General features: G+C 72.1%; 20 protein-coding genes. 9 read left to right on the top strand and 11 right to left on the bottom strand.

The window, feature by feature from the left end; translation table 11 throughout:
• The first annotated feature begins 91 nt into the window (after positions 1–91).
• From ACFYYW_RS01530 to ACFYYW_RS01520, 3 genes are all read left to right on the top strand, one after another.
• Positions 92–757 (top strand): response regulator transcription factor, encoded by a 666-nt coding sequence (locus ACFYYW_RS01530; RefSeq protein WP_387643721.1) that lies wholly within the window; start codon positions 92–94, stop codon positions 755–757.
• On the top strand, positions 754–1,848 hold the full coding sequence (locus tag ACFYYW_RS01525) for a sensor histidine kinase (protein WP_387643718.1): 1,095 nt from the start codon (positions 754–756) through the stop codon (positions 1,846–1,848). Before ACFYYW_RS01530 ends, ACFYYW_RS01525 begins: the two co-directional genes overlap by 4 nt.
• 80 nt (positions 1,849–1,928) lie before the next feature.
• Positions 1,929–2,558 (top strand): hypothetical protein, encoded by a 630-nt coding sequence (locus tag ACFYYW_RS01520; protein ID WP_387643715.1) that lies wholly within the window; start codon positions 1,929–1,931, stop codon positions 2,556–2,558.
• 138 nt (positions 2,559–2,696) lie between these two features.
• Here the strand turns inward: ACFYYW_RS01520 and ACFYYW_RS01515 are convergent, their stop codons facing one another.
• The 4 genes from ACFYYW_RS01515 to ACFYYW_RS01500 form a co-directional block, all read right to left on the bottom strand.
• Positions 2,697–3,146, bottom strand: a complete 450-nt coding sequence (locus ACFYYW_RS01515) for an RICIN domain-containing protein (RefSeq protein ID WP_387643713.1) — start codon at positions 3,144–3,146, stop codon at positions 2,697–2,699.
• A 677-nt stretch (positions 3,147–3,823) separates the two neighbouring features.
• Entirely contained in the window at positions 3,824–4,639 is an 816-nt protein-coding gene (locus ACFYYW_RS01510) for an ABC transporter ATP-binding protein (RefSeq protein WP_387643710.1), read from the bottom strand.
• Positions 4,623–5,645 carry a glycine betaine ABC transporter substrate-binding protein gene (locus ACFYYW_RS01505; RefSeq protein WP_387643707.1) on the bottom strand — a complete coding sequence of 341 codons (1,023 nt, stop codon included), beginning with the start codon at positions 5,643–5,645 and terminating at the stop codon, positions 4,623–4,625. Before ACFYYW_RS01505 ends, ACFYYW_RS01510 begins: the two co-directional genes overlap by 17 nt.
• A 21-nt stretch (positions 5,646–5,666) precedes the next feature.
• Complete coding sequence (locus ACFYYW_RS01500) at positions 5,667–6,446, bottom strand: ABC transporter permease (RefSeq protein WP_364416115.1); 780 nt, start codon at positions 6,444–6,446, stop codon at positions 5,667–5,669.
• A 159-nt stretch (positions 6,447–6,605) separates the two neighbouring features.
• Between ACFYYW_RS01500 and ACFYYW_RS01495 the strand changes: the two genes are divergently transcribed.
• The 3 genes from ACFYYW_RS01495 to ACFYYW_RS01485 all read left to right on the top strand — a co-directional run bounded on the left by ACFYYW_RS01495 (position 6,606) and on the right by ACFYYW_RS01485 (position 9,423).
• Entirely contained in the window at positions 6,606–6,938 is a 333-nt protein-coding gene (locus tag ACFYYW_RS01495; protein ID WP_387643703.1) for an ArsR/SmtB family transcription factor, read from the top strand.
• On the top strand, positions 6,935–7,183 hold the full coding sequence (locus tag ACFYYW_RS01490; RefSeq protein WP_352326865.1) for a hypothetical protein: 249 nt from the start codon (positions 6,935–6,937) through the stop codon (positions 7,181–7,183). The genes ACFYYW_RS01495 and ACFYYW_RS01490 overlap by 4 nt, the downstream gene beginning before the upstream one ends.
• A 122-nt stretch (positions 7,184–7,305) precedes the next feature.
• On the top strand, positions 7,306–9,423 hold the full coding sequence (locus ACFYYW_RS01485; RefSeq protein ID WP_387643700.1) for a serine hydrolase domain-containing protein: 2,118 nt from the start codon (positions 7,306–7,308) through the stop codon (positions 9,421–9,423).
• A 50-nt stretch (positions 9,424–9,473) separates the two neighbouring features.
• Here the strand turns inward: ACFYYW_RS01485 and ACFYYW_RS01480 are convergent, their stop codons facing one another.
• Positions 9,474–10,433 carry a TetR/AcrR family transcriptional regulator C-terminal domain-containing protein gene (locus tag ACFYYW_RS01480; protein WP_387643697.1) on the bottom strand — a complete coding sequence of 320 codons (960 nt, stop codon included), beginning with the start codon at positions 10,431–10,433 and terminating at the stop codon, positions 9,474–9,476.
• A gap of 63 nt (positions 10,434–10,496) precedes the next feature.
• On the opposite strand from ACFYYW_RS01480, the gene ACFYYW_RS01475 reads away from it, so the two are divergent.
• Positions 10,497–12,212 carry a right-handed parallel beta-helix repeat-containing protein gene (locus ACFYYW_RS01475; RefSeq protein WP_387643695.1) on the top strand — a complete coding sequence of 572 codons (1,716 nt, stop codon included), beginning with the start codon at positions 10,497–10,499 and terminating at the stop codon, positions 12,210–12,212.
• 295 nt (positions 12,213–12,507) lie between these two features.
• Positions 12,508–13,305, top strand: coding sequence for a hypothetical protein (locus tag ACFYYW_RS01470; protein WP_387643692.1), 798 nt, complete (start codon positions 12,508–12,510; stop codon positions 13,303–13,305).
• A 40-nt stretch (positions 13,306–13,345) separates the two neighbouring features.
• Here the strand turns inward: ACFYYW_RS01470 and ACFYYW_RS01465 are convergent, their stop codons facing one another.
• Complete coding sequence (locus ACFYYW_RS01465; RefSeq protein WP_387643690.1) at positions 13,346–14,281, bottom strand: alpha/beta hydrolase family protein; 936 nt, start codon at positions 14,279–14,281, stop codon at positions 13,346–13,348.
• A gap of 212 nt (positions 14,282–14,493) precedes the next feature.
• The gene (locus tag ACFYYW_RS01460) at positions 14,494–15,618 is read right to left on the bottom strand and encodes a hypothetical protein (protein WP_387643687.1); all 1,125 of its coding nucleotides are present in this window, start codon (positions 15,616–15,618) and stop codon (positions 14,494–14,496) included.
• Positions 15,619–16,067: 449 nt separating this feature from the next.
• On the opposite strand from ACFYYW_RS01460, the gene ACFYYW_RS01455 reads away from it, so the two are divergent.
• Positions 16,068–16,370 (top strand): hypothetical protein, encoded by a 303-nt coding sequence (locus tag ACFYYW_RS01455; RefSeq protein ID WP_387643685.1) that lies wholly within the window; start codon positions 16,068–16,070, stop codon positions 16,368–16,370.
• A gap of 42 nt (positions 16,371–16,412) precedes the next feature.
• Here the strand turns inward: ACFYYW_RS01455 and ACFYYW_RS01450 are convergent, their stop codons facing one another.
• From ACFYYW_RS01450 to ACFYYW_RS01435, 4 genes are read right to left on the bottom strand one after another with little or no spacing between them, the layout of a single operon-like run.
• Positions 16,413–17,684 carry an ROK family transcriptional regulator gene (locus tag ACFYYW_RS01450; protein WP_387643679.1) on the bottom strand — a complete coding sequence of 424 codons (1,272 nt, stop codon included), beginning with the start codon at positions 17,682–17,684 and terminating at the stop codon, positions 16,413–16,415.
• A complete protein-coding gene (locus tag ACFYYW_RS01445; RefSeq protein WP_387643677.1) occupies positions 17,677–19,161 on the bottom strand; it encodes a glycoside hydrolase family 3 protein in 1,485 nt (494 codons plus the stop codon). The genes ACFYYW_RS01450 and ACFYYW_RS01445 overlap by 8 nt, the downstream gene beginning before the upstream one ends.
• The gene (locus tag ACFYYW_RS01440; protein WP_387643674.1) at positions 19,158–20,093 is read right to left on the bottom strand and encodes a BadF/BadG/BcrA/BcrD ATPase family protein; all 936 of its coding nucleotides are present in this window, start codon (positions 20,091–20,093) and stop codon (positions 19,158–19,160) included. The genes ACFYYW_RS01445 and ACFYYW_RS01440 overlap by 4 nt, the downstream gene beginning before the upstream one ends.
• Positions 20,090–21,127 (bottom strand): hypothetical protein, encoded by a 1,038-nt coding sequence (locus tag ACFYYW_RS01435; RefSeq protein WP_387643672.1) that lies wholly within the window; start codon positions 21,125–21,127, stop codon positions 20,090–20,092. Before ACFYYW_RS01435 ends, ACFYYW_RS01440 begins: the two co-directional genes overlap by 4 nt.
• Between the last annotated feature and the right edge of the window lie 66 nt (positions 21,128–21,193).

Below are 21,193 nucleotides of genomic sequence, written 5' to 3'. Positions count from 1 at the left end.
ACACCCGGCCGACACCCGATCCCTGGCATCGTGGCCATTGACGGGAAACAGTGGACGGGACGGCGCCACCACCGGGGTGAGGAGGACGGTCGTGCGAGTGCTGGTCGTCGAGGACTTCGAGGTTCTGGCGCGGGCGATCGGGACCGGGCTGCGGCGCGAGGGCATGGCGGTGGACGTCGTCCTCGACGGCGACGACGCTCTGGCCCGCCTGGCCGCCACCCGGTACGACGTGGTGGTGCTGGACCGCGATCTGCCGGGCACGCCCGGCGACGAGGTGTGCCGTGACATCGCCGCCGGTGACACGGGTTCGCGGGTGCTGATGCTCACCGCCGCCGGCACCGTGCGGGACAGGGTCGAGGGTCTGGGGCTGGGCGCGGACGACTACCTGCCCAAGCCGTTCGACTTCGCCGAACTCGTGGCCCGCGTGCGCGCGCTGGCGCGCCGCTCGGCGCCCGCCGTGCCGCCGATCCTCCGGGCGGAGGACCTGACGCTGGACCCGGGCAGGCGGGTGGCCTTTCGCGGCGCGCGGCGCCTGGAGCTGACCCCGAAGGAGTTCGCGCTGCTGGAGTGCCTGCTGGCCGCCGGTGACCGGGTCGTATCCACGGAAGAGCTGCTGGAACGGGTCTGGGACGAGGCCGCTGACCCGTTCACCACGGCCGTCAAGACGACCGTGCGCCGGTTACGGGCCAAACTCGGCGAACCACCGGTGATCGGCACCGTCCGCGAGGGCGGCTACCGCATCGGGGTCCCGCGATGAACCCGACGGTGACCGGCCGCGTTCGCAGCCACTTGCGACGGCCGTCCCTGCGCGCGCAGCTCACGACGCTGTACGCCGGACTGGTTCTGGCGGTCGTCGTCCCGATGATGCTGGTCGCCGGATTCCTGTTCGGCAGGGACCAGGTCCGCCTCCGGGCCGGGGACGCCGCTCCCCCGCCCGACGCCTCCGCCCAGCAGGTCGACGCCGTGCTCACGGTCACCGGGATCGTCGTCGTGGCCCTGACCGTGGTGGCCGCGTGGTGGCTGGCCGGGCGCTTCCTCCGTCCGCTGCGCGCCATGACCGTGACCGCCCGGGAGATCTCGGCCACCAACCTCAACCGCCGGCTCGGCCTGCGCGGCCCTGACGACGAGCTGACCAGGCTCGGGCGTACGCTCGACGACCTGTTCGAGCGGCTGGACTCCGCGTTCGCGGCGCAGCGCCACTTCGTGGCCAACGCCTCCCACGAGCTGCGCACCCCGCTGGCCGGTCAGCGCGCGGTGCTCCAGGTCGCGCTCGCCGACCCCGAGGCGGGTGAGGCGAGCCTGCGGGCCGCGTGTGAGGAGGCACTCGCTCTCGGAGCGCGGCAGGAACGCCTGATCGGCGCCCTCCTCACGCTGGCCGAAGGAGAGAAGGGCGTCGAGCACCGGGAGCCGGTCGACCTGGCCGAGGTCACCGAGCAGGTGGTGTCGTCGCGCCGTTCGGAGGCCGCCGGGCGGGCGGTCACGGTTCGTACGTCGCTGGACCCCGCGCCCGTCAGCGGTGACCCCGACCTGATCGCCAGCATGATCGGCAACCTGGTCGACAACGCGCTCCACCACAATGTCCCCGACGGACACGTCACCATCGCCACCGGCCTCACCGGCGAGGGCGCCCGCCTGACGATCGGCAACACCGGCCCGCCCATCCGGCCGCAGGACCTGCGGCGGCTCTTCCAGCCGTTCCAGCGGCTCGGCGCCCCCCGCACCCACACGACCGGCGGTCACGGACTGGGCCTGGCGATCGTCCGGGCCGTCGCCCAGGCGCACGGCGCACGGCTGACGGCCCTTCCACGCGCCGAGGGCGGCTTGGACGTGACGCTGCTGTTCGGCTGACCCCGGTTCGGGCGCCGGCGGACCGGTCGCGGCGGAAGTTCGCCCGTTTGCGCATTCTTCGATCACGCTACGATGCCCCCATGGCACTGCTCTACCAGGCGACCGTTCGGCCTTCGAAGCTTGAGCTGCTGAGCGGCTGGTTGCCGGGACGCCCCTGGTACAGCGGGCCGGCCGGCAAGATGCGGCACGTCGCCTCCTTCCGGTTCGACGACCCGGCCGGCGCGGTCGGGATGGAGACGATCCTGGTACGGGTCGGTGACGGCCCGGTTCATCAGATGCCGCTCACCTACCGGGAGGCGCCGTTGCCCGGTGCCGACGCGTGGCTGCTGGGCACCGCCGAGCACTCGGTGCTGGGCATGCGCTGGATCTATGACGGGGTCGGCGATCCTGTCTACGCTGCGGCGCTGGCAGGCGCGATCATCAATGGCACGGGCCAGGCCGAGAAACTGGTGCAGGTCGACGGCCGTCTGGTGCGTCGCGAGCCTGACATGAGCGTCCTCGGTGGTGGAGCTGAGGCAGTGGTGCTGCCGGCGGTGCGCGAGATCGAGCGGGTCACCGAGGACGACCCGACGGTGATCGTGACAGACACGGTCGAACTGGTCGTCGTCCGCCGGCTCGACGTCGGCGTCGAGCTCGCGGACGTCGTGCTCCGTGGTGCCTGGCCGGGTCAGGAGACGCCGGCGCCACTGGCGTCCGCGAGGATTCGCTGACGTCCACGAGACCACGGCTCAGGTCGCGCTGGGCGCTCAGCCGGGCGGACGGGCACGTCCCCCTTGCAGGTGACGCGCGATGTCAGGTACGCCCGGCCGTCCGGCGCACGGACGGCCGGACGTGCTCAACCTTGTGAGCTACCAGTTGGCGTCGCTGATGGGCTCCAGCCGGAACTTCTCGTTGTCCTGGGTGCCGGTGTCGTACTGGTTCACGCTGGCGCCCGGGTTGAGGCTGGCGTTCTCGATGGCCAGCACCTTGCCCGAATGCTTGACGACGATGCGGACGTAGCCGTCACCGGCGTCACGCAGCTCGAACTTCTCGTTGTCCTGGGTGCCGGTGTCGTACTGGTTCAGGCTCGCGCCCGGGTTGAGGCTGGCGTTCTCGATGGCCAGCACCTTGCCCGAATGCTTGACCACGATGCGGACGTAGCCGTCACCGGCGTCACGCAGCTCGAACTTCTCGTTGTCCTGGGTGCCGGTGTCGTACTGGTTCAGGCTGGCGCCGTCCTTGAGGCTGGCGTTCTCGATCGCCAGCACCTTGCCCGACTGCTTGACGATCAGCCGGACTCGCGACGGGTAAGGAGCCATGGGTACCTCCCTGGTCGGGGGAATTCGGGGGCAGGGCCCTGCCACACACACCGGACGGTGCGACCCTGCCGGCGGTCACCACATCGAGCCGGTCGACGCTCCAAGGGTCAAGAGAGGCGCAGTTGCCATATCGGAGACATATTCTTCAGTCTCGAATTCCGGCAGATACGCCCGTCAAGAAAACCCGCGATGAGCTGCCGAACCACGGCTGCGCCTGGACATCATGGAGTTGTCGGTGCCGGCCAGAATTTGCGACAGCAGAAATGGCCATGCGATTCCCTCCAGTCGATGATCGAGGCGGCGACGCGCTGTTCGCCTCCATGAAACTTGATTGCGGGCGGGAAATCACCCTCCAGCCGTGGCCACATCCGGACAGGGTTCAAGCCTCCGCCACTCGTCCCCACCAGCTATGACAGGCGCCAATGGCCGAAGTGTGGGTCGCCGAATCGATGTCGGACCAGGCCAGACCGAAGCACTGCCGGGCCGTGCGACGCCGGTCCTTGACCACTATTGGCCAATGGCCAGGAAATCGTTGACGCCGGCTCAGAACAGGCCAATAGTTCAGCCCGTCAGGGAGTTTCGATTTGGCCTTCCCAGCGTTTAGGGCCACGTATTTTCAGGCCCACCGCTTGATTGGCCCGACCGGAATCCTCCCCCGCCTGCTCGGCCGAAACGCGTCAGGAAAGCTCGAGGTCGGACGAGGCGGCCCGCCGGACGGCCGCGGCCACGGTCTCGCGTACGGACGGGAAGTCTGGATGGGCGCGCGGATCGGCCGCGTGCGGCAGCTCCGAGGGCCGGTCGAGGACGACCGTGCCCGGCCCGCGGCTCATCACCAGCAGGCGGGTGCCCAGGTAGACGGCCTCGTCGACGCTGTGCGTGACGAAGAGCACGGTCTTGCCCGTGGCCTGCCAGAGCCGTCGCAGCTCTTCCTGGAGCCGCTCCCTGGTGAGCGCGTCGAGCGCGGCGAACGGCTCGTCCATCAGCAGGATCGCGGGGTCGGGCGCGAGCGCCCGGGCGATGGCGGCGCGCTGCTGCATGCCGCCGGACAGCTCGTACGGCCGCCGTCCCGCCACCTCGCCCAGCCCCACCAGCGTGAGCAGCTCGTCGGCCCTGGCCCGCCTGGCCTGCTTCGGCACCCCTGTCATGCGCAGGCCGAACTCGACGTTGCGGCGTACGTTCAGCCAGGGGAACAGGCGCGGCTGCTGGAACACCACGCCCCGGTCGGGTCCGGGCCCCGCCACGGGCTCGCCGCCCACGGCGACCGTCCCGGAGGTGGGCGCGGCGAACCCGGCGACGAGCCTGAGCAGCGTGCTCTTGCCGCAGCCCGAGGGGCCGACGATCGTCACGAACTCGCCCGCGCCGATGTCGGCGCCGATCCCGCGCAGCGCCTCGACGGGCTCCGCCTTCGACCAGCGGGAGCGCGGCCGGTAGGTGAGCGAGACGCCCTCCAGCCGCACCGCCGCCGCGGTGCGCGTGTCAGCCTGCGAAGGCATCGCGCAGGTCCTTGGTGTCCAGGCCCTTCTGGAAGACCTCCAGGGCGGGCACCTCGGGGAGCTTGTTCTGGGCCTTGAGGAACTCGGCGGCGCTGCGCAGGTTCTCGGCGAGCGCGCCCGGCTTGTCCGGGGTGCCCAGGTAGGCGGAGCCGGCCTGCTCCTTGGCGTCCAGCAGGATCAGCTCGTCGATCTGGCGGGCGGCCTCGTCGGGGCTGAGGTTGAGCTGGCGTGCGACGGCCGCCGCCGCGGCCCGCTTGTCGGTGCGTACGAGCTTGACCGCCCGGTCCTGCTGCGTCAGCCAGGTGCGCAGGGCCTGGGGGTAGGAGGTGGCGAACTGGGTGCGCGCCACGGCCAGGTCGGCCGTCAGCTTGCCCTTGGCGGCCAGCTCCTTGCTGGTGACCAGCACCTTGCCGCCCTTGCGCAGCTCGCCGAGCACGGGCGTCCAGACGTACGCGGCGTCGATGTCGCCGCGCGTCCAGGCGGCCTGGATGTCCGGCGGCTCCAGGTCGACGACGGTGACGTCCGACTCGCTCAGCCCGGCCTCCTGGAGTGCGGCCAGCAGGCTGTAGTGCGAGGTCGAGGAGAACGGCGTCGCGATCTTCCGGCCCTTCAGCTCGGCCACCGAGCCCGCCTGGCGGGCCACCAGCGCCTCGTTCTCGCCGATGACGTCGAAGATCCACGGCACCTGGTACGGGATGTTCAGCGGCGCGGACAGGCCGCGGGTGACCGGGCTGCTGCCGGCCAGGCCGATGTCGATGCTGCCCGCGACCATCGCGGTGTTCACGTCGCCGCCCGAGTCGAACTTGATCCAGCTGATCTTCGTGTTCGGCAGCGCGCTCTCCAGCCAGCGCTGGTCCTTGACGATGAGGTCGCCGTTCGGGATGAGCTGGTAGCCGATGCGCAGCTCCGCGGGGCTGCCGTCGGCGGCGGGGGCGGCGCCGGTGCCGGTGGAGCAGGCCGCCAGGCACAGTGCGAGCGCCAGCGCGGGGATGAGGCGGTGTTTCATGGCTGATGCCTTCGCAGGGGGTCAGGCCTTGCCGCGCCAGGGCACGAGCAGGCGCTCGGTGAGTTGCAGGAGCGTGTCGATGAGCAGGCCGGACGCGCCGATGACGAGCAGCCCGAGCACGACGACGTCGGTCTGGTTGTAGCGCTGGGCGTCGCGGATCATCCCGCCGATGCCCGGCACTCCGTTGACGGTCTCCGCGGCCACGACCGTGGTGTAGGCCACCCCGACCGCGACCCGGACGCCGGTGATCACCTCGGGCAGCGCCGAGGGCAGCACGATCCGGTACGGAAGTTGCCAGCGCCCGGCCCCCAGCGACCTGGCCGCGTACAGGTAGTCCTCGTGCACCCCGCGCACGGCGTCGGCGGTGGCCACGGCGACGGGCGGCAGCGCGGCCACGAACAACAACGAGACCTTGGGCGGCTCGTCGATGCCCAGCCAGATGATCAGCAGGCTGAAGTAGGCCAGGGGCGGCAACGTGCGGACGAACGTGATGAGCGGATTGAGCAGGGCGCGCACGGTGGGCACCAGGCCGACGACCAGGCCGAGCGCGATGCCGCCGGCGATGCCGTACAGGCTGCCGAGCAGGATGCGGCGCAGGCTGGCCAGCAGGTGCTCCGACAGCAGGTAGCCGCCGTAGCCGCGCCGGCCGTCGTGCACGGAGGAGGTCAGGAAGAGCTGGTCCCACACCGATCCCGGGCTGGGGACGAACACCTCGGGCCACAGGTGGGAGGCCGCGACCGCCCACCAGATCGCGGCCAGCAGGACCACGCCCGCCGCCCGCAACCCGACACCACGGATCACCGGCCCCGCCCCTTTTCCTTAATAAGCGACTGGTTTAGTCGGGATGACGGTAGAGGATCCTCCACCCGCGCGCAAGCGCCCCGGCGAAGCGGTTTGACGCGTACACTTGCACCTGTAAGACTGAACTAACAGGTGCAAGACAGACCCTCCAAGGACGACATGCCGACCAGCGAAGAGTTGCTCCGCCTGCTCGGCGCGGTCGGGCATCCGCTCAGGTTGCAGATCCTCGCCGAGCTCGCCGGCGGCCGGGTCCACGTCAGCGAGCTGGCCCGCCGGATCAAGGTGTCCCGTGCGCTGCTCTACATGCATCTGGAGCGGCTGGAGAAGGCGGGGCTGGTCGAGGGGCGGCTGGAGCTGGCGGCGGACGGCAAGGCGATGAAGTACATCGAGCTGCTGCCCTTCGAGCTCACCCTGACGATCGACACCGTCCTCGCGGCTCTGCGCGCGGACGACGAGGAAGGACCCCATCAGGTGCAGGAGACCCCGCAGTGATCGACATCGGTTCCATCGTGATCCCCATCGTGGTCGTGCTGATTCTGTTCGGCGCGATCACGGCCTGCATGGCGTTCTACTTCCGGTTCGAACGGCACCGCACCGACGTGCTGACGGCCGAGATGGCCAGATATCGCGAACTGGCCGAGCAGGCCGTGCAGCGGCAGGGTGAGGTGCAGGCCAGGCTGGGCGAGCTGACGGAGAAGGTCGCGGCGATGGAGAGGATCCTGCTCAGCGTCGACTGACGAGCCCGTGACACAGGTCCGGGGGCGAGCGGCAACTCACCCCCGGACGGCGGAACCGCACGACCACGCCGTGACGGCGTGCCTTTGACGCGTACGTGCTCCCACAGAAAGGAGAGCAGCTCATGCTGCTCGAACGCAAATCATCCCGCTGGCGTGCCCTCATGTGCTCGCTGGCGGTCGCCGCGCCGCTGCTCGCAGTGAGCGCCCCGGCCGCCGCGACGGCGGCCGATCCGGCACGGTCGGTACGGCAGTTCGCCGACGCCTACGTGCCCCGCCAGCTCAAGGAGCACCAGATCCCGGGGGCGGCGATCGCCGTCGTGGCGGGCGGCCGTCAGGTCTTCGCCCAGGGGTACGGCGTCGCCGAGGTGGAGACCGGCCGTCCCGTGGACGCCGAGCGGACCGTCTTCGCCCCCGCGTCGGTGGCCAAGCTGATCACCGCCACCGCCGTCATGCAGCTCGTCGAACGGGGCCGCATCGACCTGAACGCCGACGTCAACCAGTACCTCACCACGTTCAAGATCGACGACGCCTACCCGGGACGGCCGGTCACCATGGCGAACCTGCTGACCCACACCGCCGGGTTCGCCGGCGGTGACTTCGGCACCGGCGCGGCCACCGCCCGTGAGGTGCACCCGCTCGGCGCCCACCTCGCCGACCACCAGCCGCCCCGCATCCGGCCGCCCGGCGCCAGGGCCGTCTACTCCAACTACGGGATGGGCCTGGCCGGCTACCTGGTCGAGGTGCGCTCGGGCCTGCCCTTCCACCAGTACGTGCAGGAGAACATCTTCCGCCCGCTCGGCATGACCCACTCCAGCATGACCCAGCCCGAGCCCGGCCCCGTCGCCCAGGCGCTCGCCCCCGGTTACCGTCTCCAGGACGGCCACCAGGTCCGGGCCGAAGGGGCGAAATACGGGCACATGCCGCCGCACGGAGCCGGCTTCCGCTCCACCGCCACCGACATGGCCACGTTCATGCTGGCCCAGCTGACCGGCGGCGGCGGGATACTCCGGCCGGACAGCGTGCGGCTCATGCAGAGCCGCCGCTTCGGCAACGCCGAGGGCACCGCCGGCATGGGGTACGGCTTCCAGGAGTACACCAGGAACGGCCGGCGCCTGCTGGTGCACCGGGGCAACATTCCCGGCTACTTCGCGATCATGGCGCTGATCCCCGACCGGGGCATCGGCGTCTACGCCTCCTACAACGGCATCGGCAAGGGCGGCCCCGACTCCGCCTGGTCCCTGGTCAACGCCTTCGCCGACCGCTTCGCCCCGGCTCCCGCCCCGGCGGACGGCACGCCGGGCCCGCTGCCCGACGTCGCCCAGTACACCGGCACCTACCGTACGGTCCTGGCCGCCGACATGACCGACCTGGGCAAGCTGAGCTCGCTCACCAGCACCGTGACGGTCAGCGCGGGCGGCGACGGCCTCCTGACCACCACCGGCGCGGTCGCGCTCGGCCGCACCGAGAGCCGCCAGTGGACGCAGATCGCCCCCGCCCTGTTCCGTGAGAAGAACGGCTACCGCACCATCCAGTTCCGGCCTGACGGCCTGCTGGCCACGGAGAACCCGGCGGGGCCGCTGGAGCGCCTGGCCTGGTACCAGTCGCCCACGTTGCATCTCGGCGTGCTCGGCGTGAGCCTGACCGTGCTGCTGCTGTCGGCTGTGGGCGGACCCCTCTTGCATGCCGTACGCCTCGCGCGGCGCCGCCGCAGGCCCGGCGGGTCCGGCGGGTCCGGCGGGTCCGGCGACGGATCCGCGCCCGCGGGTGCTTTCGGGGCTGCCGCCGGAGCCGGGCGGACGGCGCCCCTGCGGACGGTTCACGGGCGGACGGTTCACGGGCGGACGGTTCACGGGCGGACGGTTCACGGACGGACGGTTCACGGACGGACGGTTCGCGGGCGGACGGTTCACGGGCGGACGGTTCGCGGGCCGCGCCTGGCCGGGCTGCCCGCGTGGATCACGGCGGTGCTCGTCACGGCCTCCGCCGGATCCCTCGTGGCGATGTTCGCCGACTTCGACGCCAACCAGGCCGAGTTCTTCCTGGGCGGCAGCCCGTTGTTCACGACCATCACCACGCTGCCCGGGCTGGCCGCGGCCGGGGCCGGCGTGACGCTGGTCACCGCCGGGCTGGCCTGGGCCAAGGGCTGGTGGACCCTGGCCGGGCGGATCCACTGCACCGTCGTGGTCCTCGCCGCGCTCGCCTATCTGAGTGTGGCCGCCGCCTACAACCTGATCGGCTGAGAGCCTCCGGAGACGATCATCGAGGCACCGCACAGGGCCGCCGGGTCGGGTCAGTCGGCCGACCTGCGCTTGCGGTAGGCGCGTTGCTGGCAGGCCCGCGAGCAGTAGACGCGCGGGCGACCCGAGGGGGCGGTTTCCAGCGGGGCGCCACACTCGGGGCATCTTTCGTCACGGCTTTCGTCACGCTCTCGGATCAGCACCTCGACGCCGTCCAGGAGGCGGCGCAGGCCGAACGTGAAGGAGTCCTCCGGGTCGTCCCAGCCGCCCGTCTCCCACAGGCGCGAGAGGGCGGGAAAGCGGTCGAGGCGTTGGTAAAGGGAGTCGCGGGCGCCCCACCACTCCTGCTCGGACACGCCGCTGCGGCGTTCCTCGCGCCGGGTCTCGGACAGGAGCAGCGCCTCGGCGTCCACGAACCGGCCGAGCAGGCCGACCACCGCGACCACCTCGGACGGCCGCAGCGCGGTGCCGGTCAGCGCGCCGAGCATGTGGTCGTAGTGGGCGACCGCATTCGGGCCCGGCAGGTGGCGGGAGCCGCGCACCTCGGCCAGCCACGGGTGGCGCATGCGAAGCTCCCACGCCCGGCGCGCCGCCTCCTCCAGCCGCCCCCGCCACCCGACACTGGCGTCCGATCCGGCGTCCGGGCCGGCGTCCGAGCCGGCGTCCGAGCCGGCGTCCGAGCCGGCGTCCGAGCCGGCGTCCGAGCCGGCGTCCGAGCCGGCGTCCGAGCCGGCGTCCGGCGCGGGGACGAGGGCTTCGCCCAGCACCTCGTCGCGCATCAGCTCCACGAGCTGGTCGCGGCCGGGTACGTGGCGGTAGAGGGACATGGTCGTGAAGCCCAGCCGGTCGGCGACCTTGCGCATCGACAACCCCTCCAGGCCCTCGGCGTCGGCCAGCTCGACCGCGGCCCGCACGATCCGGCCCAGGCTGAGGCCGGGCCGCGGCTCCCGTTCCGCGTCCCGCCACAACAGCTCGAGCCCGTGGTCCGGGTCCCCCGCCGCACCTCGCGTCATTGGCGCCTCCCTCGTTTATGGTGTATTACTCCGTGTACGCCATAAACAGCAAAGGGGAAACCTGTGTTCCACTTCCATGTCGCACCCGGCGGGGACGACTCCTGGCCCGGCTCCCTCGACCGCCCCTTCGCCACCGTCCGACGCGCCCGGGAAGCCGCCAGGGGGTCCGGCGGGGAGTCCGTCGTCCATCTCAGGGGCGGCGTCCACGTGCTGGGCGAGCCTCTGGAGCTCACCGAGGCCGACTCGGGCACCGTCTACCAGGCCTACGGCCACGGCACCCCCGACCAGGAGGACGCCGTGCTGAGCGGTGGCCGGACGATCACCGTCTGGCAGGTGCGCGACGGCGTCTGGCTGGCCGACGTCGGCGACCTGGAGACCCGCCAGCTCTACGTGGACGGCCGCCGCGCCGCCCGGGCCGCGATCGAGGGGCTGCCCGGTTCGTCCCCGGCCGCGACCGCCACCGGCTACGTCACCGACAGCGCCGCGCCGCTGGCCTGGACCAGCCCGCGCGACGTGGAGTTCGTCCACCGCGGCGTGTACCCGTGGACCGAGGGCCGCCTGCCCGTCGCGGACGTCGCCCAGGACGGCGACCGGACCGTGATCACCATGGCGACGCCCGCCTTCGGATGGGCCGCCGAGCTGTACAACTCCACCTGGGAGGGCACCACCTCCGCCGGGCCCGGCCTGCCCACCAGGATCGAGAACGACCCGAGCTTCCTGCGCGAGCCGGGCACGTTCGTGCTCGACCGCTCACGGCCGGGCCACCATGTGCTGCGCTACCTGCCCCGCCCCGGCGAGGACCCGGCCCGTACGCGGGTGGTCGCCCCGTCGCTGGAGACCCTGGTACGCGGGTCCGGTGCGCGGCGGGTGACCTTCCGCGGGCTGACGTTCGCCGAGGCGACCTGGTTGCGCCCGAGCCGCCCCGAAGGCTTCGTGCACTATCACGGCAGCGGCTTCTACGAGGGCGGCGGCGTCGGCGTGGCGGAGCTGGGCGAGGGGGCGTCCGTGACGTATCCCACGGCTTCCGTGACGATTCCCGCCTGCGTCACGTTCGAGGACTGCTCGGACGTGGTGCTCGAGGGGTGCCGGTTCACCCGGCTGGGGGCGTCCGGGCTGGGGGTGTCCGGCGGCGAGGGGCACGTCGTGCGCGGCTGTGACTTCGACACGCTCTCGGCGGGGGCCGTCGTGGTGACGGGCAGCCGGGGCACCGTGATCGAGGACAACCTGGTACGCGGCGTCGGGCTCGAATATCCGGGTTCGCCGGGCATCGCGGTGATGGGGACGTCCGGGTGCGTCGTCGCGCACAACGAGGTCAGGGACGTGCCGCACTGCGGGATCACCGCCGGGCCCGGCGAGGGCACCTGGATCGTCCGCAACCGGACCGTCGACACCATGCAGGTGCTGGCCGACGGCGGCGGCGTGTACGTGTCGGGGCCGCAGGGCGGTTCCCATGACGACGGGGCGCTGGTGCTGGGCAACGTCATAGAGGACACCCGCACGCCGTACAACTTCGGGCTCTACACCGACTACGGCGCCTCCTGGGTGCGGGTGGAGGAGAACGTCGTCGCGCGCGCCGACAACACGGCGGTGCTGCACGTGGGCCCGCCGCTGGAGAACGTCGTCTACCGGGGCAACTTCTGGGACGCCGACCCGCTCGGCCACGACGCCCCGCCCCCCGGGGTCACGTACGAGGAGAACCGCACCATCAAGGACGAACAGGAACTGAACGCCGCGACCACCGCCATCCGCGCCCAGGCGGGCCCGCGCCGCCCCCTCTGACGAACGGACGCCTGAGCCGGGACCAGCCGTCCCGGCCGGCCGGTCCCGGGCGACGAGCAGGCTGTGCACGATCAAGAAGGGCGCAGGCGAAGGCCGTCCATGATGACTGTGACAAAGCTGCCGGTGAGGTCCGGGGATGCAGCCGGATGAGCTGCGGGGCGACGGAACACCGCCTGGGAGCCCGTCAACTCGCGGAGCGCACTCTCACCGGAACAACCATTGAAGGTCCACGGTGTGCAGGGGATCCTGGCAGCGCACGAGGCAGGCGCGGATTCTCTTCCCGAGGATGAGGCACATGGTCAGTCTGATATCGGCTGTCATCGCGGTGCTGGGGGCGGTCTCGACGGCGGGCATCGGCTTCTGGTGGCAGTCTCGTCTGAAGAACGTCGAGCGTCTGGACTACATGACCCGCTATCGAGACTCCCTGCTGTGGGTCGCCTTTGATCTGCAGAGCAGGATCTACAACATCCTCTTCGGCCACCAGGCCGACCGTGCTGCAGGTGCCGGCTTCATGCAGGCGCTCATGCTTGACGGAAGCGAACGCGAAGCGAGATACGCTCGGTTCAGCACCGCATATGTCTTCGCGGAATACCTCGGATGGGCCGAGATCTTGCGGCGGGACATCCGATTCCTGGACCTCGGCAAGAACCGCCGTAACCGCGGAGTGCTGCTCTGCCTCGCGAGCATCAGCCGCACGCTGAGCACCGCCCGCATCCCGGGGACGGACTACCGGCTGTTCCGAGCCGACCAGCGGGCCATCGGTGAGCTCATGATCGCTGATGACAGCAGCCCTGGAAACCGCTGGTGTCGCGGCTACGCCGAATTCACCCGCAAGGTCCAGGACGACGACGAATTCCGGGACTGGACTCAGGAGCTGTTCCGGCACATCGAGAACGCGGCGCACTCTCCGGACGGGGCGACGGAGCGGCTTGTGCGGATGCAGCATCAACTGGTCGAGCTCATTGATCTCCTCGATCCCGACCAGGCTCGGTTTCCGGCCAGTGAACGCACACGTTTCCGGTCAGCCGAGCCACTCACCGACCTTGAGCCCTATCAGGTCGGCCGCCTTGGACCCGCGAGACAGGATCGCTAGCGTTGTAACCGGGAAACGAGCGGCCGGCGACAAGGTCCCCCTATTGCGGGCCCAGGCGACTGTTTCTGTCCTTGATCCACCTGGTCAAGGTGTCGAGATGGCCAGGCGCCGTACTCGTGCCACCGTTCGTCCGGATCCGGTGGTCGGCGCCGGGGAACACCTCCACGGTCAATCTCGCCCGCGGGTCACGATCAGGATGGCAGGCAGCAGCGCCGAACAGCCGGACACTGTCGGCGACGGGGACCAGCTCGTCGGCGCCGCCGAAGATCGCCAGGTGCGGACAGCGCAGGCGCAGCGCGTCCGGGACGGGATCGTGGTCCTGCTTACGTTTCTGGAACTCCCAGAGGCGCTCGTCCATGTCGCCCCAGAAGCCGGTGAACGGGTGTGCTTCGTCGAAGAGCGAGGCCACCTCGGCGAAGCCGAGATCGTTCCGGCCTGCGTCGACGAGCCGGTCGTACCAGGTCAGCACGCCCTCGGCCAGCCGCGTAGTCGCCGCGCTCCGCCGCAGGGCGTTGGCCAACGCGTGCCGGTCCTGAGCCGCCGGAGTCATCCCCGGGCAGCTGTTGGTGATCACCCATGGCGCGCCGGCTCTGGCGGCGGCGCGCAGGACGACCCAGCCGCCCTCGCTGTGCCCGAACAGTCCCACCTCGCCGGTCCGCATGCCAGGTTGCGCGCGAAGGAACCGCAGTGCAGCGAGGGCGTCGCCGGCCAGGTCGTCCAGGGTCGCATCCCGCCATTCACCGGTGGACGAGCCGACGCCCCGCTTGTCGTAGGACAGTACGGCGATGCCGGCCTCCACCAGGTGCCGGCGAAGGGGCGGGAAGTACGTGTCGTTGTCCCTGTCCGACGCCCCGGACCCACCGACCATCACCACCCCGTGAGCCACTTCGCCACGATCGGGAACCGCCATCGTCCCCGCCAGCTCCACCTCGTCGCTGACGAACCTGACCTCACGCGGGACCGGATCGGTAGCCATGAAGATCAGTATCCCCGAGAGCCCACCGACGCCCCGACGGAGGCCCCGCCTGGCCAGCGCGCGGCTCCGGCGCCGAGGGAGGGGCCGGATCTCGCATTGCTCGGCAAGCACCGCCTGAGGTGCCGGCCGGCTGGGCGCGCTCAGCCTACAGCGCGTCCGATCGCCGAGGCCGCAGGAAGTGGGTGGCGATGGTCCAGCTCCCGGGAGGCGAATCAGCGAGCGGTCAGTTCGGTGATGTCGACCGCGTTCACCAATGCCTGTAGCTCGGGCTCGAAACGAAGATCGAGCGGCTGCGGCTCCTTGGCGGCACCCTTCTGGTTGATCATCAGGTTGACACCGGTGTCGTTGACCACGGTGGCCGCGTCTACGGCGTCCCATCGCACGCCATCGAACGAGCGCCGCTCGAAGCGTCCCGCGAGCATGCAGCTGACCTGCGTCCGGCCGTACGCGTCTATGCGATCGGTGCGCAGCACCACAGCGCGCGCGGCGCTGAGGCCAGGGGCCACGGCGAACGCCTCGCGCAGTGTGACCAGCAGGTATCCGCACAAGGCCAGGGTGTAGTAGCTCGCGCGCTCCGTCTTGGTGAGCTTCTTCAGCGAGAGGTTGCCTGCAGCGGTACGGGAGGGGAAACGCTCAGGCACGAAGTCCGCCCCCGGCGCAAGGATCACCACGGACACCTCCGAGCCGTTCAGCGCCACGGGCGCCGCAGGCGCTTCGTTGTCCTCGAACGCCTCCGCCAGAACCGGCAGGACCATCTCTGGATCGTTCCCGCACAGGCGCTGCCACTGACGGTTGAGCTCCCACTGGTACCGGTCACGCTCGACGTTGGCCTGCGTCCACCAGTTCCGCATGTCGGCCTCGGCGGTCTGCCGCGCACGCTGCTTGGCCTCGGTACGGGCCCTGCGCTGAAACACGCCGATTCCCGCCAGCTCCTGCTGCTCCCGAGGGGCCAGAAAGGCCGCGAGGTCCGGCGACGGGACAGGTGCGGCGATGGGGGGTTGCGCGGGCGGGAACTCGGCCCGGTGCAGGTCGAGGATCTGCAGGAAGACGCCCGCCAGCCGTTCGGCTTCGGCGGCCTTCTCTGCCTGCGCGGCGGCGCGCTGTGCCTGGGCCAGCTGCCGCTGCAGGCTACCGGCCGTGGGACGGCGCCCGGTCGTGGCATGTCGGCGTCCCCCGCCGAGGCTGGTGTAGAAGCTCATCGGCCCCACCGAGGAAGAAAGCCCGGTACGGCCGGCTCCCACATGCATCCGCGCGAAGCTGGGTCCGATCCCGGCTCTCAGGCCGCGACTGCTGACCCTGAGGCGTACTCCCGGCATGACCTTGAACGAGAAACCCACCCTGACGTCTCCTTCGCATCATGCCCGTTCACCGGCGTCCCATTGACCTCAGGATCTTCTTCGGGCCGGCGGCGGCTGTCGTTACCGACACCGATCCTGCACCCCCATCGGCCGGGGCATGGTCACTGCGGCGCACCGGGTGGACGGCCGGAGGGTGCTCGTCCAAGGACGTGCCGGGCGCCGGGCAAGGACCCCGTCAGATCTGGGAGAAGCGCACACGAACCGGTGACAGATGCCTCTGGGCAGCCCCTGGCCGGGCTGCCTAGTTTCTTGAGCGGAACCGTCTCCTTGAAGGGAGCATCGTGCGTCCGCTCAAAGGTTCTGTCATCGCCGCCGCAGTGCTCGCGGCGCCCCTCCTGGCGACCCCAGCCGCCCACGCCAACGGCTCCTCGGGCGCCGGCCCGGGCCGCTTCGTCCGGTAACCCTCAGGACTCAGAAGGGAAAGCATCATGCGCCACGCCCGAACGCTCGTCCTCGCCCTCGTCGCGGCAGCGCTCCTGCCCGCGACGGCGGCCGCGGCCCAGGAACGTGTGTACGACTGCACCCAGGGCTTCTGGTCGCTCAACCCCTACCGCGGCGGGATCGACATCCTCGCCGGCCCCTGCACGGGACCGGCGTCGAGCCCGGAACCGGCCTACGTCACGTTCCCGTCCGGGGTGTCCTCGCCTCCCAAGACGTTCCTGTGCCCGAGGCCCGCGTACGTCAACGGCACCGTGGTCGCGTCGCAGTGCGACCACGTGCCGCCGGCCTGACACCGGAAGCCCGCTCCGGCGAGGCCGCCGCGGCCCGGCTGATCATCCGGTCGGGCGGTCTCCCGCAGGTGGGGCGAGGCGGTCGACGGCGGGCGCGGCGTGCCCGGCGTACTCGCCGAGGAGCTGGCCGTGCGCCTGTTCCAGGCTGAGGACGGCCGCGCCGAGCGTGGTGGCCAGCGCGCCGACGACGCTGCCGGACACCGCCACGAACTCGTGCAGCGGCCGGACCGCGGCCTGCACCGCCGCGACGACCTCGGGGGCGTCCCCGATCTCTCCGCCGATGACCACGAGGTCGGGGTCGACGACGGCCGCGAGCGCCGCGCACGCCCTGGCGACGTCCAGCACGTACGCGTCCAGGACGGCCTTCGCCTCTGCCGAGCCCGCGGCGACGTCGGCCAGGATGGCCCGGACCACCTCGCCGACGGAGGCGTCGGCGGCGTCGGCGGCGTCGGCGGCCGCGGCCGCCCGGGACCGGTAGGAGTCGACCAGGCGGGAGGCCGCCAGGCGGTCCTCCATGGCGTGCCGCGAGGTCTGCTCGGCGCCGTCGGCCCACGGGAACGGCAACCGCGACAACTCCCCCGCCGCGCCGTGCGCGCCGCGCACCAGGCGGCCCTCGTTGATGATCCCGGCGCCGACGCCGACGCCGAGCTGCAGGTAGGCGAGGCTCGGCACGTCGGCCCCCGCGCCGATCCGCATCTCGGCCACCGCCGAGCAGTTGACGTTGTTCTCCAGCCGGACCGGGCCGTCGTAGTGGCCGGCGAGCGCGTGGAGCAGCGTGGCGACCGCGCCCTGCTCGCGGCCGGCGTCGGCGGCGGTGACCTGGCGGCGGCCGGCGTCGATGATCTGCGGAAGCGCGATCGTCACGGCCCGCAGCCTGCCCCGGCGGCGCGGGTCCGCGCACCAGGCGGCGAGCTGCGCGGCCGCCCGCTCCATGATCGCCGCGGTGGGCTCGCGCCGGCGGGCGGCGCCGGGACGGCCGGGCTCGGCGACGGAGACGTGCTCGGTGTCCGCCCCGGCGAGGTCGACGGCCATCAGCTCGACGTGCGAGCTGCCCAGGTCGATGCCGAGCGCCCAGCCGACCTCGCCAGCCGCCTCGAACACCACGGCCGGTTTGCCCGTGGCCGGCACGTGCCGCCCGTTGCGGCGCAGGTAGCCGGCCTTCTCCAGGGAGCTGACCGCGTCGTTGACGCTCGGCTTGGACAGGCCCGTCGCCGTGAGCAGCCGCGGCCGGGTGGTCGAGCCGTGGCCCAGCGTGTGGCTCAGCACGTGCCGCTGGGTCGGGGGCAGTTCCGCGGCTCGGGTGTCGTCAGCCAACCGGGGTCTCCTTCGCGACGGTGAGGGCGCGCACCGCGGCGGCCGCGCTCGCCCGCGACGCGCCGAAGGTGCGGATCACGCCGGTGGCACGCGGGTAGGGCGTGCCCGGATATCCCATGTCGACGACGACCAGCCGGGGCGCGCGCAGGCGTTCGAAGACGGCCGCGCTGCCGGGATGGCGGGGCAGATCCCGTACCACGGCGATCACGATATCGGAGGCGGCGAGCTCCGGGAGATCGGGAAGGTGCTCGATCGGCGGGGTCAGGACGTGGTCGGCGAACTCGACGCCGGCCGCGCGCAGCTCGGGCCCGATCCCCCAGGGGACGGGACCCGCGGCGATGGACGTGCGGTCGTCGAAGGTCAGCACGTGGACGCGTCCCCCGCCGAGCGAGACGTCCCCCTCGACGACGGTCGCTCCCCACGCCGCCCGTAGGCCGGCCGCCCGCTCGGCCGCCGTGTCGGCCGCCGTGTCGGCCGAGCCGGGCACGCCCGGGTACGCGCGGGCCATCGCGCGGACACGCCGGTTGGCCTCCTCCAGCCGCTCGACGCTCAGCTCGCCGGATTCGGCCGCGGCCACGATCGCCTCGACGACCGCCCGGGTCGCCTCCTCGAACTGGTCGGCGCCGAGGCACAGCGCGTCGACGCCGGCCCGCAGCGCGCCCACGGCGGCGGCCGGCAGCGAGGAGGCGTGGTTGAGCACGCCGTGCATCTCCAGCGCGTCGGAGATGACGACGCCGTCGTAGCCGATCCGCTCGCGCAGCAGGCCGTCGATCACGGCCGGGCTCAGGGTCGTGGGCGCTCCGGGGTCGAGGCATTCGACCACGACGTGGGCGGTCATCATGGACGCCACCCCGGCTTCGGCGGCCCGGGTGAAGGTGCGCAGGTGCTCCGACTCGAACGCGGCGCGCCCGGCGGTCACCCGGCCGAGCGACAGGTGCGAGTCCAGCAGCGATCCGCCGAGCCCCGGGTAGTGCTTCAGGCAGGCGGCCACGCCCGCGCTCTGCAGGCCCTCGATCCAGGCGGCGGCGTGCTCGGCGTTGAGCTCCGGGGTACGGCCGTAGGAGCGGGTGGTGAGCGGGCTGAGCGGGTCGGTCACGTAGTCGCCGATGGGCGCGAGGTTGTAGTTGACGCCGAGTTCGCGCAGTTCGAGGCCGATGCCGCGGCCCACGGCGCGGGTGGCCGCCAGGTCGTCGTTCTCGCACAGCACCCGGTTGCCGGGGTAGGGGCTGCCCTCGTCGTGGTGGATGCGGGTGACGTCGCCGCCCTCCTCGTCGATGGCCACGACGGCGGTGGGGCGGGCGTCCAGGATCTGCCGGACCAGCGCCGCCACCTGCTCGCGCGAGACGATGTTGCGGCCGAACAGGACGACGCCGCCGAGCCCTTCCCGCAGCCGGTCGAGCAGCCACGCCGGGGCGGTGGTCCCCTCGAAGGCCGGCAGCACGGTGCCGAGGGCGAGTTCTCGCAGGTGGGCGTTCACGCGGGTTGCTCCTGTTCGTTCAGCGGTGCCAGGCGGGCGAGCCGGACGGCCCCGAGGACCGGTTCGGCGTCGAGGACCGACAGCGGCAGGGACACCTTCTGGGCGGTGAGCCCCGCGGCGAAGGCGGTCCGGAAGGCGGGCTGCTTGACCATGATCGCACCCGCCCCGACCACGGCGTCGGCCCGTACGCCGAGGCGCAGCGCGGCCGCGACGTTGCCGGCCAGGCGCGAGGCGTTCTCGGACACGGCCTGCCGGGCGCAGGGCGAGCCGGCGTCGGCGCACGCGAAGACGCCCGCCGCCAGGTCGCCCAGGCTCTCGTACGAGCGTTTGAGCGCGGCGGGCAGACGGCGGTCCTCGGTGAGGGCGAAGGCCCCGGTCACGAAGGGCCGCAGCACGGGGTCGCTGCCGCCCTGGTCGAGACGTTCGGTGTAGGCGCGCAGGGCGTCGAGGACGATGCGCGGCGCGCTCCCGTGGTCGCCGAGCATCCAGCCCCATCCGTCGGTGAGGACCATCGTGCCGTCGGCGGTCCTGCCGCCGACGACGGCGCCGGTGCCGGCGATCACCGACAGCGCGTGTTCGCGCCCGGCGGCCAGGCCGACCAGCAGGGCGTCGTTGCAGACCGCGACGGCGACGCCGGGGCCGAGCTCGGCGGAGACGGCGGCGCGCAGCTCCCGTACCAGCGCGTCGGAGTCGCAGCCGCGGGCGCCCACGCCGACCGCGACCAGGACGACGTCCGCCGGCGTGACCTGGCGCAGGGCCTGGCCGATCAGCCGGGCCCGGCCGGTGATCGGCAGGGCGCCCCAGGTCGGATTGGTCCTGGTCTCGGCGGCGAGCCTGTCGCCGGTGTCGGCGTCCTCGATGTGGACGCGGAGGTAGGAGCCGCCGATGTCGAGGCCCGCGACGGCGCGGCGCGGCCGGTCGACCGTGCTCACGCGGCGGTCCCGACCTTCGTGTCGATGCGGGTGAACACCGGGTCCTCGGGGCGGCGGCCGGTGGCCGCGCACGCCTCCTGGACGACCATCTGCCAGATGACGGTGGCGGCGACGGCGAGCTCGGCGTCCGTCATGCCGGGCAGGTGGATCTGGTGGAGCGGGCCGGTCCCGTCGTAGGCGACCGGCTCGGCGCCGAGGAGGTGCACGGTGGCGCCGTGGTCGGCCAGCTGCCGGGCCAGCAGCGCCTCGCCGCCGCGGTGGACGATCAGGTGGACGCTGCCCGGCCGCGCGCTGTCCATGAATCCGTGCAGGTACGAGCGGGTGTCGAAGCTCGCGGCGGGCACCGCGGCGCCCTCGCGGAGCAGCAGGGCCCCGCCCTCGGCCGCGGCCATCCCGGCCCCCGAGGAGATCAGGTCGGCGTGACCGGCCGCCAGCACGTCGGCGGCGATGCGGGCGGCGTCCGCGCGCCGCCGGTCGATCACCTCGGCCAGCCGCGGCCCGAAGGCGGCCCAGCGCCCGGCGTCGAGGTCGCCGGTCAGGTGCCCGGCCAGCATGGCCATGGCCAGCGCGGTCGCGGTGAAGCCGACGGTGGACACCCGGGAGTCGGCGACGCCGCCCAGCCACAGGCGCCGCGGCGTCAGGTCGGCCACGGGCGAGGGCGCCCGGTTGACGACGCTCATACGCGACCGCTCGGGCACCGCCGACAGGGCGCGCACGATCTCCACGCTGCGGCCCGACTGGGAGACCCCCAGGTACGTCGTCCCCGGCCGGACCTGGGCCGCGGTGAAGTCGGCCCCGGTCAGCTGCTCGCACGGGACGCCGCGGGCGGTCAGCCCCGCCACCAGCACGTGGGCGGCGGCCCTGCTGGCCCCGATCCCGAACACGACCAGGCGGTCGGCGACGGCGCCCCCATGGCGGCCGAGCTGCTCCGGCAGGGCGGCGGCGAGGGCCGTCAGAGCCTCGGGCTGGCCGCGGAACGCCTGATCGAAGGAGTTCCACGGTGGAGCGGAAGAACTGCCTGTTGCTGTAGCCATGTTAGTAAGGTAGCTTACCTTACTCAGGATCGTCAAAGGAGCACGATTCCTGTGGAGGTGTACCGA

The organism is Nonomuraea sp. NPDC001831, from assembly GCF_042892035.1.
In the GTDB taxonomy this organism is placed as follows: Bacteria; Actinomycetota; Actinomycetes; order Streptosporangiales; family Streptosporangiaceae; genus Nonomuraea.
Note: the sequence above shows the minus strand (reverse complement) of the source record. Positions and strands in the feature narration are given on the sequence as shown.